At 67.7% G+C, this 13,339-nt stretch carries 12 protein-coding genes, 1 tRNA gene and 1 pseudogene; 4 read left to right on the forward strand and 10 right to left on the reverse strand.

All coding sequences use genetic code 11. The features are described from left to right. A pseudogene (locus tag I71_RS40860) lies at positions 1-946 on the forward strand (methyl-accepting chemotaxis protein); the annotation flags it as partial. Positions 947-1,050: 104 nt separating this feature from the next. On the opposite strand, the gene mgtE reads toward I71_RS40860, so the two are convergent. Beyond that, positions 1,051-2,502: a magnesium transporter gene (gene mgtE, locus I71_RS18265; protein WP_042696270.1), complete on the reverse strand. Its 1,452-nt coding sequence runs from the start codon at positions 2,500-2,502 to the stop codon at positions 1,051-1,053. Positions 2,503-2,860: 358 nt separating this feature from the next. On the opposite strand from mgtE, the gene I71_RS18270 reads away from it, so the two are divergent. Further along, a complete protein-coding gene (locus tag I71_RS18270; protein WP_042696271.1) occupies positions 2,861-3,163 on the forward strand; it encodes an STAS domain-containing protein in 303 nt (100 codons plus the stop codon). An 80-nt stretch (positions 3,164-3,243) separates the two neighbouring features. Here I71_RS18270 and I71_RS18275 read toward each other — a convergent pair whose 3' ends face one another. After that, the gene (locus I71_RS18275; RefSeq protein ID WP_042696272.1) at positions 3,244-3,564 is read right to left on the reverse strand and encodes a hypothetical protein; all 321 of its coding nucleotides are present in this window, start codon (positions 3,562-3,564) and stop codon (positions 3,244-3,246) included. Between the two features lie 449 nt (positions 3,565-4,013). Continuing rightward, positions 4,014-4,098: transfer RNA gene (locus tag I71_RS18280), tRNA-Leu, on the reverse strand. A 173-nt stretch (positions 4,099-4,271) separates the two neighbouring features. Here I71_RS18280 and lipB point away from each other — a divergent pair. Next, a complete protein-coding gene (gene lipB, locus I71_RS18285; RefSeq protein WP_042696273.1) occupies positions 4,272-4,982 on the forward strand; it encodes a lipoyl(octanoyl) transferase LipB in 711 nt (236 codons plus the stop codon). Here the strand turns inward: lipB and I71_RS18290 are convergent. The 5 genes from I71_RS18290 to I71_RS18310 form a co-directional block, all read right to left on the reverse strand. Next, positions 4,979-5,491 (reverse strand): hypothetical protein, encoded by a 513-nt coding sequence (locus I71_RS18290; RefSeq protein WP_042696274.1) that lies wholly within the window; start codon positions 5,489-5,491, stop codon positions 4,979-4,981. The two genes, lipB and I71_RS18290, sit on opposite strands and share 4 nt — an antisense overlap. Further along, entirely contained in the window at positions 5,478-6,353 is an 876-nt protein-coding gene (locus I71_RS18295; RefSeq protein WP_042696275.1) for a hypothetical protein, read from the reverse strand. The genes I71_RS18290 and I71_RS18295 overlap by 14 nt, the downstream gene beginning before the upstream one ends. A 74-nt stretch (positions 6,354-6,427) precedes the next feature. Then, positions 6,428-6,718 carry an acylphosphatase gene (locus tag I71_RS18300; RefSeq protein WP_042696276.1) on the reverse strand — a complete coding sequence of 97 codons (291 nt, stop codon included), beginning with the start codon at positions 6,716-6,718 and terminating at the stop codon, positions 6,428-6,430. Beyond that, positions 6,715-8,484, reverse strand: a complete 1,770-nt coding sequence (locus tag I71_RS18305; RefSeq protein ID WP_042696277.1) for a long-chain fatty acid--CoA ligase — start codon at positions 8,482-8,484, stop codon at positions 6,715-6,717. The genes I71_RS18300 and I71_RS18305 overlap by 4 nt, the downstream gene beginning before the upstream one ends. Positions 8,485-8,662: 178 nt before the next feature. Next, a complete protein-coding gene (locus I71_RS18310; protein ID WP_049976185.1) occupies positions 8,663-9,772 on the reverse strand; it encodes a serine hydrolase in 1,110 nt (369 codons plus the stop codon). Between the two features lie 183 nt (positions 9,773-9,955). Here I71_RS18310 and I71_RS18315 point away from each other — a divergent pair, with 183 nt between their 5' ends. Then, positions 9,956-10,807 (forward strand): hypothetical protein, encoded by an 852-nt coding sequence (locus tag I71_RS18315; RefSeq protein WP_042696278.1) that lies wholly within the window; start codon positions 9,956-9,958, stop codon positions 10,805-10,807. A gap of 33 nt (positions 10,808-10,840) precedes the next feature. On the opposite strand, the gene I71_RS18320 is transcribed toward I71_RS18315, so the two are convergent. Both I71_RS18320 and I71_RS18325 read right to left on the reverse strand, forming a co-directional pair. Then, positions 10,841-11,728, reverse strand: a complete 888-nt coding sequence (locus I71_RS18320) for an FkbM family methyltransferase (protein ID WP_042696279.1) — start codon at positions 11,726-11,728, stop codon at positions 10,841-10,843. Positions 11,729-11,782: 54 nt separating this feature from the next. After that, entirely contained in the window at positions 11,783-13,336 is a 1,554-nt protein-coding gene (locus tag I71_RS18325; RefSeq protein WP_042696280.1) for a SpoVR family protein, read from the reverse strand. Positions 13,337-13,339 lie beyond the last annotated feature (3 nt).

Raw genomic sequence — 13,339 nt, forward strand, 5'->3', positions numbered from 1 at the left:
CGACGTCAATCCCGGCGATTCGCTGTGCCTTGTCGAGGCGACCGACTTCGTCCGCCAGACGGAGGAGGATCTCGCCGCCTATCTGCGCGGCAAGCCGCGCCCCCTCGGCGTCATCCTGAACGACTGCATCCTGCGCCGGCTGAACAACCCGGACCAGCTGTCGCGGGTCCATGCCTTCGACGGTCTGGCCGCCGCCGGCTTTTCCACCTTCGGCGAGCTGCTGGGCATCAGCATCAACCAGACCCTGTCGGCGCTGATGTTCTTCGAGGTTCCGCCCGGTACCGCCTTCTCCGACGACATGGTCGACCGCTTCCCGGTGCATTACGCCCGGTTCCAGAGCTATTTCATCGCCACCCGCTACAACCGACTGGATCTGCTCAGCCGCATCCGCAACAGCGTGATCGAGCGGATGCACAGCTATCTCGACGCGCTGGTGACGCTGACCGGCAGCGTGCAGGAGACCGCCAGCTATGCCGCGCGAATCGGCGGCTCGATGTCGGCGATCGAAGCGACGCTGAACCGCCACGCCGGCCTGTTCGACGGCCATGCCGACCGCAAGGAGGCGCTGGTGCGCGAGTTCAACCAGCTTTCCACCGTGGTGAAGAGCATCGAGAAGGTGCTGTCGGTGATCGACGGCATCGCCAGCCAGACCAATCTGCTGGCGCTGAACGCGACCATCGAGGCAGCCCGCGCCGGCGAAGCGGGCAAGGGCTTCGCCGTGGTGGCGTCGGAAGTGCGCAAGCTGGCCAACGACACCAAGCAGACGCTGGGCGACACCCGCCACGCCATCGACCGGGTGGTGGCCTCGGTCCGCTCGGTCGGCGACCAGCTCGACGACACCAGCGCCCGCATGGACGAGGCCGCCACCGCCTCGCAGGAGCTGCGGGCCGACATCCACGCGGTGATCGACGAGGTGGAGGGCGCGCAAAAGGCCATCGAAGGCCGCCTGTCCGACATGAACGGGCATGCCCGGCGGATGGAGGACATCAACCGCTACATCGCCTTCCTGAAGCAGCTCGATCGCGCCGGGTGAGGGAGTTCGCCCCCTCCCTACAGCAGAAACACCGACGCCAGCCCGAGAAAGGCCAGGAACCCGACGACGTCGGTCACCGTCGTCAGGAAGACGGCGCTCGACACCGCCGGATCGACCCCCAGCTTTTCCAGGCCAAGCGGGATCAGCGCTCCGCTCAGCCCCGCCACCACCAGATTGATGATCATGGCGAGCCCGATGACGACGCCGATCAGCGGGCCGTACCAGACCAGCGCGATCAGCCCGACCATCACGGCGAAGATGCCGCCGTTGATCAGCCCGACCAGCAGTTCCTTCCCCACCACGCGCAGGGCGTTGGCCGACGACAGGTCATGCGTCGCCAGCGCGCGCACCACCACGGCCAGCGTCTGGGTGCCGGCATTGCCGCCCATCGAGGCGACGATCGGCATCAGCACCGCCAGCGCCACGATCTGCTCGATGGTGCCCTCGAACAGCGAGATCACCCCCGACGCCAGGAAGGCGGTGCCGAGGTTGACGGTCAGCCAGCCGACCCGGCTGCGGGCAATGTCGGCGATGCCGCTGAACACGCCGCTGTCGCCCGACCCGCTCAGCTTGCGCAGGTCGTCGTCGGCCTCCTCGTCGATGATGCGGACGACGTCGTCGACGGTGATGACGCCGATCAGCCGGCCGGCGGCGTCGATGACGGGGGCGGAGACCAGGGCATATTGCCGGAACAGGTTCGCCACCTCCTCGCGCTCCATGGTGGCGGGGATGGCGTCGACCTCGCCGGTCACCAGATCGGCGATGCGCACGGCCCGGCGCTGGCGCAGCAGGCGCGACAGCGGCACCGCGCCCACCACCCGGTGCATCGGGTCGACGATGAAGAGGTCGTAGAAATCCTCCGGCAGCGTGTCGGTCGCCGCGCGGATGAAGTCGATGGTCTTGCCGACCGTCCAGAATTCCGGCACCGCGACCAGCTCGCGCTGCATCATGCGGCCGGCGCTGTCCTCGTCGTAGGTCAGGTTCTCCTGCACCAGCGCGCGTTCGGCGTCGGGAAGCTTCGCCAGGATCTGCGCCCGCGTTTCCGCATCCAGATCCTCGATCAGTTCCACCGCGTCGTCGGTGTCGAGGTCGGCGACGGCGTCGGCCAGCTCCTGCGGCTCGAACCGCCCGATCAGCGATTCGCGCAGGTCCGGGTTCAGGTAGGACAGCACCTCGCCGTCCAGTTCGGCGGGAAGCAGGTCGATCAGGTCGGCGCGCTCGGCCGGCTCCGCCTGTTCGATCAGGTCGGCGATGTCGGCGGCATGCAGTCCATCCAGCCGCGCCAGCACGGCATCGCGTTCGCGGGCGCGCAGCAGGGCGACGATCTCTTCGACGAACTCCGGCTCGACGCCGTAGGGGCGTTCGTCCTCCGCCTCGTGACCCGGATGGGCCGGATTGCCGCGGACGCTGCCGGGGGCATGGGCGACGCTGTCCGGCTGCAGATCCGGCGTACGGGGATCGGTGTGCATCCCGGCACCCTCCCTTCGACGATGCAGTCCCCGATTGCCGAACCGGACCTGATGTCCGCCGGAGCGCCGGCGGCATGGGACGGGCGGAACGGCTCCGCGAGATCGGGCGGTGGCCGGCGGCGTTCGGGGTTGCGGGTTGTGGAAAGCTTCCGGCCGATTCAGGCGCACGGGACCGGTGCAGGCGGAGGCGTCCCCGACATAGAGGCGCCGTTGCGGTTTGTCCAGTCCGGTTCGGCACCGACCCCCGGAACCGGCCGCATTGGCCACCGGAACCTTGCACCGCCGCGACCCTTCATGGTCCCATGGAGCCGCGCGGAATCGCTGGCGCACATCGAGGGGAGAGGGGCCGGACGCATCGATGGACTATGCCTTCACCACCGTCGGCGGTTGCGACGGCATCCTGCTGTCCGGGCGCTGCACCTACGAGGATGGCGACCGCTTCCATGCCATGCTGCGCGGCTGGGACTTCGCGGCCAGCCCGGTGGTTCCGCTCGACCTGCGGTTCGTCACCTTCATCGATTCCGCCGCCATCGGGATGCTGTTCATGCTGGCCAACCGCTGCCGGGAGTCCGGCGGCCATGTCGTGGCCAGCGGTGCCACCGCCCATATCGTCCGCGCGCTGCGCCGCGCCACGCTGGACCGCTACATCGAGTTCCGCTGAAGACGCCAACGCCACGGAAAAGACGGCGGGCGGTGCCACACCCTTGCACCGCCCGCCGTCACGACTGCCCTGGAAACCGATCAGGTCGGGTTCGGAACCGCGGAAGCCCCATCGACGCCGAGCTTGGCGCGGGCCAGGCTGTTCAGCGCCTCGGTATCGGCGAAGACATAGCCCTTCTCGATCAGCTTCGACGTGTAGTGCTTGTTGTAGAGAAATGCGGCGATGATGCCGGAAATGCCGCCGGTGAAGAAGGCCAGCACCGTCAGAAGAAGGCCCATCCCCCAATCGCCGCGGAACAGGGCGGGAAAGCCGCCGAAGAACAGGGTGGTCCAGCTGAACCCGACCAGCCCCTTCTTGGTAAGGCCCGTCTGCGGGTGCTTCATCATCACGACAGTTGCCATCAAATCCCCCATGAAATCAGTGGCAGGAATGGTTTGTCACGACACCACCAACCCCGCCATTCTCAGCGCAGGATATTACCCCTTTCGACAGGCGGCAAGAGCAGGCCTTTAGAAATCCGACGCGATTGTTCTCCCGCCGCATCACTCAAGCCCCGATATCTTTCTTATATTATCGAAGGCGATAGCAAATACTGAAGCATCCCAAGAACGCCCCATATCGGCGCCCGCATCCGGCATTCGATGTCCAGGTTCCAAAGCGGCGCCTTCCAGGCGATCCACGAAAGACGATGCCGGCCGAAAATCGCCGCCCCGTCGCAGGGGCCTTCCGGATGCGGCACGCCAAGATGCGGATACCTGAGCCCGGATACGAAAAAGCCCGCTCGGTCTTGCGACCTGCGGGCCTTTCGTCTTTCCCGTATCCCCGGGATGGTCCCATCTGCATGGGAGAGTGGTGCGGTCGAGAAGACTCGAACTTCCACGGGTTGCCCCACAGCGACCTCAACGCTGCGCGTCTACCAATTCCGCCACGACCGCATCAGGCTGGTAGTTCCCGACGTCCGCTTGCGCGCCTCATCGGGTGGAGCGGGTAGATATCAGCTTCCCGACGGGCGATCAAGCGCTACAATCATCATCTGCGAAGAAAAATTCGGATCGGCCCTCCGGCCGCTCCGCCGCACCGTTGCCGACACCCTTAGAGACCCCATCGAATGACCCTTCCGACCAGCCTCTCAGCCAGTCAGCCAGTCAGCCAGTCCATCGAGTGGCGCATCTCCGACGAGCCGGTGCCCTACCCCGACGCCATCGCCGAGATGGAGGCGCGCGTCGAGGCGATCCGCGCCGGCACCGCGCCGGAGATGGTCTGGCTGCTGGAACATCCACCGCTCTACACCGCCGGCACCAGCGCGCACGACGAAGACCTGCTGGACGCCGACCGCTTCCCGGTCTACCGCAGCGGGCGCGGCGGCCAGTACACCTATCATGGGCCGGGCCAGCGCGTTGCCTACGTCATGCTGGACCTGAAGGCGCGCGGCGCCGACATCCGCGGCTTTGTCCGCGACCTGGAGGAGTGGATCATCCGCACGCTCGCCTCCTTCAACATCAAGGGCGAGCGGCGCGAGGGCCGCGTCGGCATCTGGGTCGACAAGCAGCCCTATGGCGGCCTGAAGGGGCAGGAGGACAAGATCGCCGCCATCGGCGTGCGGGTGCGCCGCTGGGTCAGCTTCCACGGCATCGCCCTGAATGTCGAGCCGGACCTGTCCCATTTCGGCGGCATCGTCCCCTGCGGCATCGCCGAACATGGCGTCACCTCCATCGTGGCGCTCGGCCAGCTGGTGACGATGGAGGACGTCGATTCCGCGCTGATCGCGGCATGGCCTGAGGTGTTCGGCGGCCCGATGCGGGGCGGGGAGGACGTCTAATATTTCTTGAAGCCGCCGGCGGCCGGGGTGTTGGCCTGACTGCCGGCCGGGTTCACGCGCGGATCCTGGTTGTCCACCGACTGCACGGTGCAATTGGTCGAATCGCCGTTGCGGAACAGGTAGATCTTCTTGCGGTCCGCCTTCTTGCCGGGATCGTGCAGATTCAGCCCATGACCGAAGGCAACGCCCAGCACCTCGCCCTTGTAGAAGGCGCGGAACCGCATCGGCTCGATCTCGTTGAAGCGCAGGGCGGCGCAGTCCTTGCTCAATTCCTTCTCGAAACTGCCGGCCTTGCGCCAGTCCTCCTTGGAATGGATGGTCATCCATTGCGAGGGCAGCGCATACTGCACAATGGGCGGCGCGACGGGCAGACTGCTCCCCGGCTGCGGCGGCGCCTGATGGCCTGGCTCCGTCCGCTCCAGGGCACCGGCCAGCGCCGGTGCGGCCCCCAACAGCATCAGCCCGCACAGCCAGGCGGCAGCCGGACGGCGCAGGTCAAATCCGCACATCGAACCCACCGTCCTTATGATCGCCAACCGGCTTCTCCGCCACCGGCACAGGTTTGGCGGCTGGCGGCGCCCCAACAGCCGTCTCCGCCAGCCGGCATCCGAGCGACAGCGACAGGTCCATCCTCCCGCCATCGGCCGGTGCCGCCAGAGGCGTGAGAGTCACCGTCCCTTCCACTCCCTGCGGCGGCGCGGTCATCGCCGCGGCCAGCGCGTCCATGACCCGGCCCAGATCGTCGATGGCGACCCGGTCGGTTTCAACCGTCACCCCCCTGCCCGGCCGGATCGCCGAGCGAAGGACGCCGAGCATGGCGGCGAGACCCTCGCCCGTCTCCTCCGCCGGCACACGCGACAGCAGCAAAACCGCGTCGTCCAGCCGCACCTCCACCCCTCCGCCGGCATGGGCGAGAGCGAGGCCGATCCCGTTCAGCTCGACCGCTGCATCCTGCCGGGCGTCCCCCGCCAGCGGCCGCAGCTCGCCGGCCAACCCATCCAGCGCTGCGACAGCGGCCCGGCGCTCCTTGTCGCCGAAGCGGGTGACCAGCGCAGACTCCACCGTTGCGGCATCGCCCCCGTCCATCCCGAAGGCGACCAGCAGCCGGCCCAGATCGCGCGCCAATGCGTGGATCGCCGGTTCGAGCCGGTCGGCAAGATCGGGGTCGCACGGCCTGGCCGGCGCATCCTCCGCCGCATCCGGCCCCAGGCTCAGGCGGACCGCCGGATCGCGCTTCGGGACAGCCGGAGCCTTCCCCGCCGGGGCAGCCCCCGGTGGGCGCGCAGATTTGCCCTTCGCCTCCGCCGCCTTGGCGAAGACACCGGCGAGCATGGCCTTCATTCCGGCCACATCCGACTTGCTGGCGGTCATCCCGGCTGTCGTCCCTTAACCGCATCCACCACAAGCATGCCGCCGTCATGGTTAGCGGATGGCTAACGCGGCACTCACACCGTCGGCCGCTGCCCGAACCCCGCCAGGCCCGGATCCTGCTCCGGTTCGGACACCAATTCGCGGACGATGGCCGAGGGCGGGCCGCGGCGGCAGGCCGCCACCATACGGTCGACCGCATCGGCCGGGCCGGCGAACAGGGCCTCCACCGTGCCGTCCGTTCGGTTGCGCACCCAGCCGGTCAGGCCGAGCGCGCCTGCCGTCTCCACGGTCCAGCCGCGATACCACACCCCCTGCACCTTGCCCTGGATGCGGACACGCACCGCCTTGCGGTCGACCGCGCTCATGCGGCGCCGCCTTTCGCGGCGGCATCCTGCGCGCTCCGGGCGCGCTTGCCCTGCTCCTCGTCCATCAGCGCCTTGCGCGACAGTTTCCCGATCATGGTCTTGGGCAGCTCCTGGCGGAATTCCACGAATTTCGGCATCTCGATGGGCGACAGCTTGTCCTTCAGGAAGGCGACCAGCTCCTCGGCGCTCAGGTCCTGGCCGTCGTCCAGCCGGACATAGGCCTTCACCGTCTGGCCGCGATACTCGTCCGGCACGCCGGCCACCACGCATTCGGCGACGGCGGGGTGCAGATAGATCGCCTCCTCCACATTGCGGGGATAGACGTTGAAGCCGCTGCACAGGATCATGTCCTTGATGCGGTCGACGATGGTGGTGTAGCCGTCCCCGTCCATCACCCCGACATCGCCGGTGTGCAGCCGGCCCTCGACCAGCGTCTGCGCCGTCTCGGCCGGGCGGCGCCAATAGCCCTTCATCACCTGCGGCCCGCGGATGCAGACCTCGCCCTTTTCGCCGGGCGGCAGCACGCGGCGCGGCTCCTCCAGGCTGACGATCTCGACGATTGTGCCGGGCAGTGGCAGGCCGATGGACCCCTTCCTGTCCGACTGCAGCACCGCCGGGTTCACCGTGGCGACCGGCGAGCATTCCGACAGGCCGTATCCCTCCACCAGCGTGCAGCCGGTGGTGCGCTCGAATGCCTCCTTCACCTCCAGCGGCAGCGGCGCCCCGCCCGACATGCAGAAGCGGATGGAGGACAGATCGTAGTCCTTCAGATGTTTATGGTGGTTGATCGCCGTGTAGATGGTCGGCACGGCGGGGAACAGGGTGATGCGTTCCTTCTGCAAGGTGCGCATCACCTGCTCCAGCTCGAAGCGCGGCAGCAGGACGATCTCCGCCCCCAGATGCAGGCCGAAATTCATCACCGCGGTCATGGCGAAGACATGGAACAGCGGCAGCACGCCCAGCATGCGTTCCTGGCCGTCGCTCCCGTCTGCGCCGCCCTCTCCCGGCTTGCGCTCCTTCGCCGCATACCAGGTCGCGCACTGGATGGTGTTGGCGTAGAGGTTGGCGTGGGTCAGCATCGCGCCCTTCGGCACGCCGGTGGTGCCGCCGGTGTATTGCAGGACCGCGACATCCTCGCGCGCGTCGAGGACGACCGGGGTCGGTCGGCCGTCGTTGGCAATGAGCCGCGCGAAGGGGATATGGCGGTCGTCGCGCGGGATCGCCGCGATCTCCGCCTTCTTGGCGATGGGGAACAGCCAGTTTTTCGGAAAAGGCAGGATGTCGGCCATGCGGCAGATCACCAGCCGCTTCAGCCCGGACTCATCCAGCATCCGCGCCATCTTGCCGTACAGCAGCGTCAGGTCCAGCGTGACCATCAGCTCGATGTCGCTGTCACCGATCTGGTGGGCCAGTTCGCGTTCGGCATAGAGCGGGTTGAAGTTCACCACCGTACCGCCGGCCTTCAGGATGGCGAAGAAGGCGATGACGTAATAGGGCGTGTTGGGCAGGAACAGCCCGACCCGCGTCCCCTTCCCCACCCCGATGGCCTGGAAGCCGCGGGCAGCGCGGTCGACCAGCCGCCCCAGCTCGCGGTAGCTGGTGCGCTTGCCAAGGAAATTCAGGCAGGGCCGGTCGCCATGGCGGGCGACCGCCCCCTCCAGCAGGTCGGTCAACGGCCGGACCGGGATCGGCATCGCCCAGTCCACCGTCGGCGGGTACGAGGCAAGCCATGGATAATCGGGCAGCTTGCGGGCGGCGTCTCCCATCGCGCGGTTCCTCCCCTGACTTTTGTTCCCGGATGCCGGTTGCGCCCGGCACCGATTCCCCCGAGCCTATGCGAAGAAGCCGGGAGCCGGGGAGCGGTGATTTGCCCCCTGGAGAGGAGATGGGATCGCCGCCATCCTGAACAAGCAGGAGCTGTGGGGAACGCTGTCCGGTGCCGTCCTATCGCCCGCCACGCAGGCGGTGCAGCACCTCCACCGCCATCCATTCGGCGAGGTTGCCGTCCTCGCCATCGAGGAAGACGGCGACCGAAACGGGGACCGGCCCCGGCGCGTGATAGGCGGCCGGCGTCACCCCCGGACCGCCGCCGGTGTGGCCCCAATAGGGGCCGGCCGCCGGGTCCAGCTCCACCATCAGGCCCAGCCCATAGGAGGGCTCGACCCAAGGCCGCCCGCCCATCGGCCCGCCGACCGGCAGGCCGTCCCGCATCCGCCGCAGCAGCGCGCCCGGCAGATACGCCTCGGTCAGCCCATGGATGAACCGGCAGGCATCGGCGACCGTCATCGCCACCACCCCGTGCGACACCCAGCCGGGGTGATAGGCGGTATGCACCGGCGCCGCGCCGAAGGTCGGGCTCGACCCGAAGAACAACCCGTCCAAGTCGGCGCGGTCGCGCAGAAGCGAGGCACTGGACAGGCCGAGCGGTCCGAACACCTCGCGCTCCAGAACCTCCGCCAGCGGGGCGCCGCCCGCCCGCTCCAGCAGCCGGCCGACCAGCAGATAGCCGATGTTGGAATAGGCGAAGCTGCCGACCGGCGATCCAAGGCCCTCGGCGACGCCGCAACGGGCCAGATACTCGTCGCCACTCCAGGGATCCGCTCCGGCGGAGACCGCGGCATGGTAATCGGGCCGACCGCCATAGTCGGGCAGCCCGGCGCGGTGGGTGAGGATCTGCGCCACGGTGACCGATCCCGGCCGTCCGGCCAGTTCCGGCAGCCAGCGCTCCGCCGGACCGTCCAGTTCGACCAGTCCGCGCGCGGCAAGCCGCAGCAAAGCCGCGGCAAGGATCGTCTTGGTCAGGCTGTAGACCAGGGCGCGCCGATCGGCGGGATCGGCCGTCGCCCCGTTGCGCGCAGGCCGGCGCGGCAGCACCAGCGTGCGCACCGGCTCCGCATCGGCCCCCTGGCCGCGGATGAAGGCGACGAGGGCGGTCCTGGCCGGGGCGGGGCCCGTGCTGTCCTCGGCCAGCAGGCCGGCCAGCGCGGCGGTCAGCAGATCCAATCCGGTTTCCGTACCCGCCTTCCTGTCATCGTGCTTGTCCTTGCCCGTCATCCGCCCACTCCCGCGACCCGCCCTGTTTGCCAGCACAGATAAGAAGGCAGTCACAAGGCAAAGGGAATTCGGGTCCGCTCCTACTGGGGCGCTCCGCAGGTCCGCCGTTAACCACAGCTGGCGGCTGTTGCAGGCTCGCGACCTGCGCTATCATTGGCGAACCGCCCCCTGGAGGGACGCGCCATGGCCGTGATGGATGCCGACCAGCGCCGGAAACTGGAAGACCAGCTGCTCCGCAAGGCGGAAGAGGCGCTGAGGGCGTTGCGCCGGGAGGCGGAAACCGGCGATCCGGCCCACGTCGATTCACTGGCGGAAGGGTTGGCAGGGCTGCTGAAGACCCGTGAATTCCCCAGCCTGCGCGCCGCCGAGTTCCGCGAACTGACCCGCATCATCCAGCGCGGCGCCTACCAGCGCAGCGTCGATTCGCTGCTGGTCCAGGCCGAACGCCGGGGCCATCGCGGCGACGAAAAGGGCCGAAACGCCCTGCTGACCCAGGCCAAGGACCATTTCGCCAAGGCCCTGCGCTTCGGTGCCGACGACGAATTCCGCCACGGGGTCGAGCGGCGCGTGCAGGCGACGCTGATGACCAGCAAGGACGGGGTGGACGACCGCACCAAGCAGGCGGCGAAACGAAAGCTCGACCAGCACGATGTCGGCGCCAAGCCGCCGAACGGGATCGAGCACCGCCGTGCCATCCGCTACATCGATCCGGCCCTGGCGGTGGAGGTGGAGGGCCGGCGCTGCACGACGATCAACTGGTCGACCCGCGGCCTGCTGGTCGATCTGCCGCCGGAGGAGTTCGCCCATGCCGTCGGCGGCAAGCTGCGGCTGGAGTTGCATTGCCCGGAATTGGCCGCAATGACCGGCCCGGGCAAAGCCGGCCATCGCGTCGGCGGCCGGCAGACCGCCCATGTCGTGCGCCTCGACAGGGAGCGCCGCGGAGTGGCCCTGTCCTTTCCCGACATCAGCACCGTGATGCTGGACCTGATCCATGCCATGAAGGAGGCCGGCATCAAGCCCGAACCGGAGCGCTGACCGCAGCGACGCCCTCATCCCTGCCTGGCGCCGTCAGCCGGCGAGGAAGCGGCCGTTATGGCCGCGACGCAGCGGATGCTCGTCCGGATCGGCGACCGGCAGCAGGCCGTTGATCCGCGCACCGGCCTCCGCCGGCAGGCAGAACAGGTTGATCCCCAGCCCCAGCCCCCGGATCTCCGTTCCGTCATCGACGAAGCCATGGCCGAAGATCGGTTCCGACCGGCCGGCGAAGTTCGCCGGATTGTGGAAGGCCGGCAGATACCAGTAGCAGGCATAGCCCAGCTCGCCGAGCAGGCGGATCAGCGCGGCCGATTTGTCGGGGCGGTCGTTTTCCACATAGAGGACCGGACGGTCGCGGGCGATCAGGCCACGGGCACCCTCCAGCACCTCCGACTCCATCCCCTCGACATCGATCTTGATCAGGCGGATTCGGCCCGCTCCGTCGCGGGCCAGCCCATCCAGGCGGCGAACCGGCACCGGCCGGTCACCTGGCAGCGCATCGAGCGACAACGCACCGTAATTGCCATCCTCGTCCATCGGCACGGCGGCCAGATGCAGCAGCCCGTCGGCCGCCCCGGCGGCGGCCAGCTGCCCCTCGGCCCAATCCAGCCCGTTCAGCGCAAGATTTCCGCAGAGCAGCCGGTGGTTGGCGTCGATCGGCTCCAACGCCAGCACCCGACCGGTGGGGCCGACCAGCCGGGCCAGCGCCACCGTGTGGGCACCGATGTTGGCGCCGACATCGATCACCCGGTCGCCCGTCCGCACGCATTGGCGGAACAGCGCGACCTCCTGCTCGAAATATTCACCGTAATAGCCGAGCGAACGGCCGACGACATTGTCGGTCCGCCGGTACATCATCAGGCCGTGCCGTGCTTTCACCAGCCCGACCGGCCCGGCTCCGCCCAACAGATCCTCCGCCATCGTCCCCCTCCCGCATTGCCACGGGCGGAAGTGTAGCGGAGCCGGTCCCGTCCGTCACACCACGCCGATCCCGCTGGGGGCGGTGACGGCGTGTTCCTTCAGGATGGCTTCGGAAATCGCCGACACCTCGATCAGCTGCACCTCGTAGCCCCACAGGTTGGCGATGTGGCGCAGCACCGCCTTGGCGTCGCTTTCGTCCAGCAGCACGCCGTTGGTGACGCGGTGCTGCAGGATCAGCTTGCGGTCGCCGGCAAGATCGACGTCGACGATCTGGATGTCCGGTTCCAGATAGCCCAGGTCGTACTGGCGGGCCAGCTTCTTGCGGATGTCGCGGTAGCCGCGCTCGTTGTGGATGTGATCCACCAGCAGATAGGGGTCCTCGGCGTCGTCGCGCACGCTGAACAGCTTCAGCTTCCGCATCAGATGCGGGCTGAGATACTGGAGGATGAAGCTCTCGTCGCGGAAGTTGGCCCAGGCCTCGCGCACCGCCGCCATGCCGTCGCCGCGGCCGGCGAGGTCGGGGAACCACTGACGGTCCTCATCGGTCGGCTTTTCGGCGATGCGGGCGATGTCCTGCATCATCGCGAAGCCGACCGCATAGGGGTTCAGGCCGGAGTAGCGCTTGTCGTCGAATTCCGGCTGGAACACGACGGAGGTGTGAGAATGCAGGAACTCCAGGAAGGCGCCTTCGCTGATCTGGCCGGTCTCGTGCAGGCGGCTCATGATCTGGTAATGGACGTAGGTGGCGCAGCCCTCGTTCATCACCTTGGTCTGCTTCTGCGGATAGAAATACTGCGAGATGTGGCGGACGATGCGCAGAAGCTCGCGCTGCCAATGCTCCAGCCGCGGCGCCTTCTTCTCCAGGAAATAGAGAATGTTCTCTTCCGGCAGGCCAAGCAGCTTCTTGCGTTCGGACACCGACTTGGCCGGGCGCGGGCCGGCCGCGGTCTTGGGCACGGTGCGCCACAGGTCGTTGAAGGTCTGGTCCTGATATTCCTGCCGCTCGCGCTCGCGCCGCTGCTCGGTCCGCAGATCGGAGCGTTTCTTCGGGTACTTGTGGACGCCCTGGCTCATCAGCGCATGGGCGGCGTCCAGCACCCGCTCCACCGCGGCATGGCCGTAGCGTTCCTCGCAATGGGCGATGTAGGTCTTGGCGAATTCCAGATAGTCCAGGATGCCCTGGGCATCGGTCCATTGCTGGAACAGCTGGTTGTTCTTGAAGAAATGGTTGTGGCCGAAGGCGGCGTGGGCGATCACCAGCGTCTGCATCGTCATGGTGTTCTCTTCCATGATGTAGCTGATGCAGGGGCTGGAGTTGATGACGATCTCGTAGGCAAGGCCACGATAGCCCTTGCGGTACATCATTTCGTCGCGGGCGAAATGCTTGCCGAAGGACCAGTGCTTGTACATCAGCGGCATGCCGATGGACGAATAGGCGTCGAGCATCTGCTCGGCGGTGATGACCTCGATCTGGTTGGGATAGACGTCGAGGCCCATCTCCTTCAGCGCGATGTGTTCGACGGCGTCATAGACGCGCTTGATCTTGTCGTAATCCCATTCGACGCCGTCATACAGCAGCGCGTCGGGCTTGGTGATCACAGCGGTCATTCC

Origin of the sequence: Azospirillum sp. B506 (assembly GCF_000333595.1) — a bacterium.
Classification (GTDB): Bacteria; Pseudomonadota; Alphaproteobacteria; order Azospirillales; family Azospirillaceae; genus Azospirillum.

Bases quoted from the DNA above. Each gene is read 5' to 3' on its own strand.
- I71_RS18300 (WP_042696276.1), bottom strand. From the start codon at position 6,718: ATGAGCGCGGTCGACCGCAAGGCGGTGCGTGTCCGCATCCAGGGCAAG.
- I71_RS18295 (WP_042696275.1), bottom strand. From the start codon at position 6,353: ATGACCGCCAGCAAGTCGGATGTGGCCGGAATGAAGGCCATGCTCGCC.
- I71_RS18305 (WP_042696277.1), bottom strand. From the start codon at position 8,484: ATGGGAGACGCCGCCCGCAAGCTGCCCGATTATCCATGGCTTGCCTCG.
- lipB (WP_042696273.1), top strand. From the start codon at position 4,272: ATGACCCTTCCGACCAGCCTCTCAGCCAGTCAGCCAGTCAGCCAGTCC.
- I71_RS18325 (WP_042696280.1), bottom strand. From the start codon at position 13,336: ATGACCGCTGTGATCACCAAGCCCGACGCGCTGCTGTATGACGGCGTC.
- I71_RS18290 (WP_042696274.1), bottom strand. From the start codon at position 5,491: ATGTGCGGATTTGACCTGCGCCGTCCGGCTGCCGCCTGGCTGTGCGGG.
- I71_RS18315 (WP_042696278.1), top strand. From the start codon at position 9,956: ATGGCCGTGATGGATGCCGACCAGCGCCGGAAACTGGAAGACCAGCTG.
- I71_RS18310 (WP_049976185.1), bottom strand. From the start codon at position 9,772: ATGACGGGCAAGGACAAGCACGATGACAGGAAGGCGGGTACGGAAACC.
- I71_RS18270 (WP_042696271.1), top strand. From the start codon at position 2,861: ATGGACTATGCCTTCACCACCGTCGGCGGTTGCGACGGCATCCTGCTG.
- I71_RS18320 (WP_042696279.1), bottom strand. From the start codon at position 11,728: ATGGCGGAGGATCTGTTGGGCGGAGCCGGGCCGGTCGGGCTGGTGAAA.
- mgtE (WP_042696270.1), bottom strand. From the start codon at position 2,502: ATGCACACCGATCCCCGTACGCCGGATCTGCAGCCGGACAGCGTCGCC.
- I71_RS18275 (WP_042696272.1), bottom strand. From the start codon at position 3,564: ATGGCAACTGTCGTGATGATGAAGCACCCGCAGACGGGCCTTACCAAG.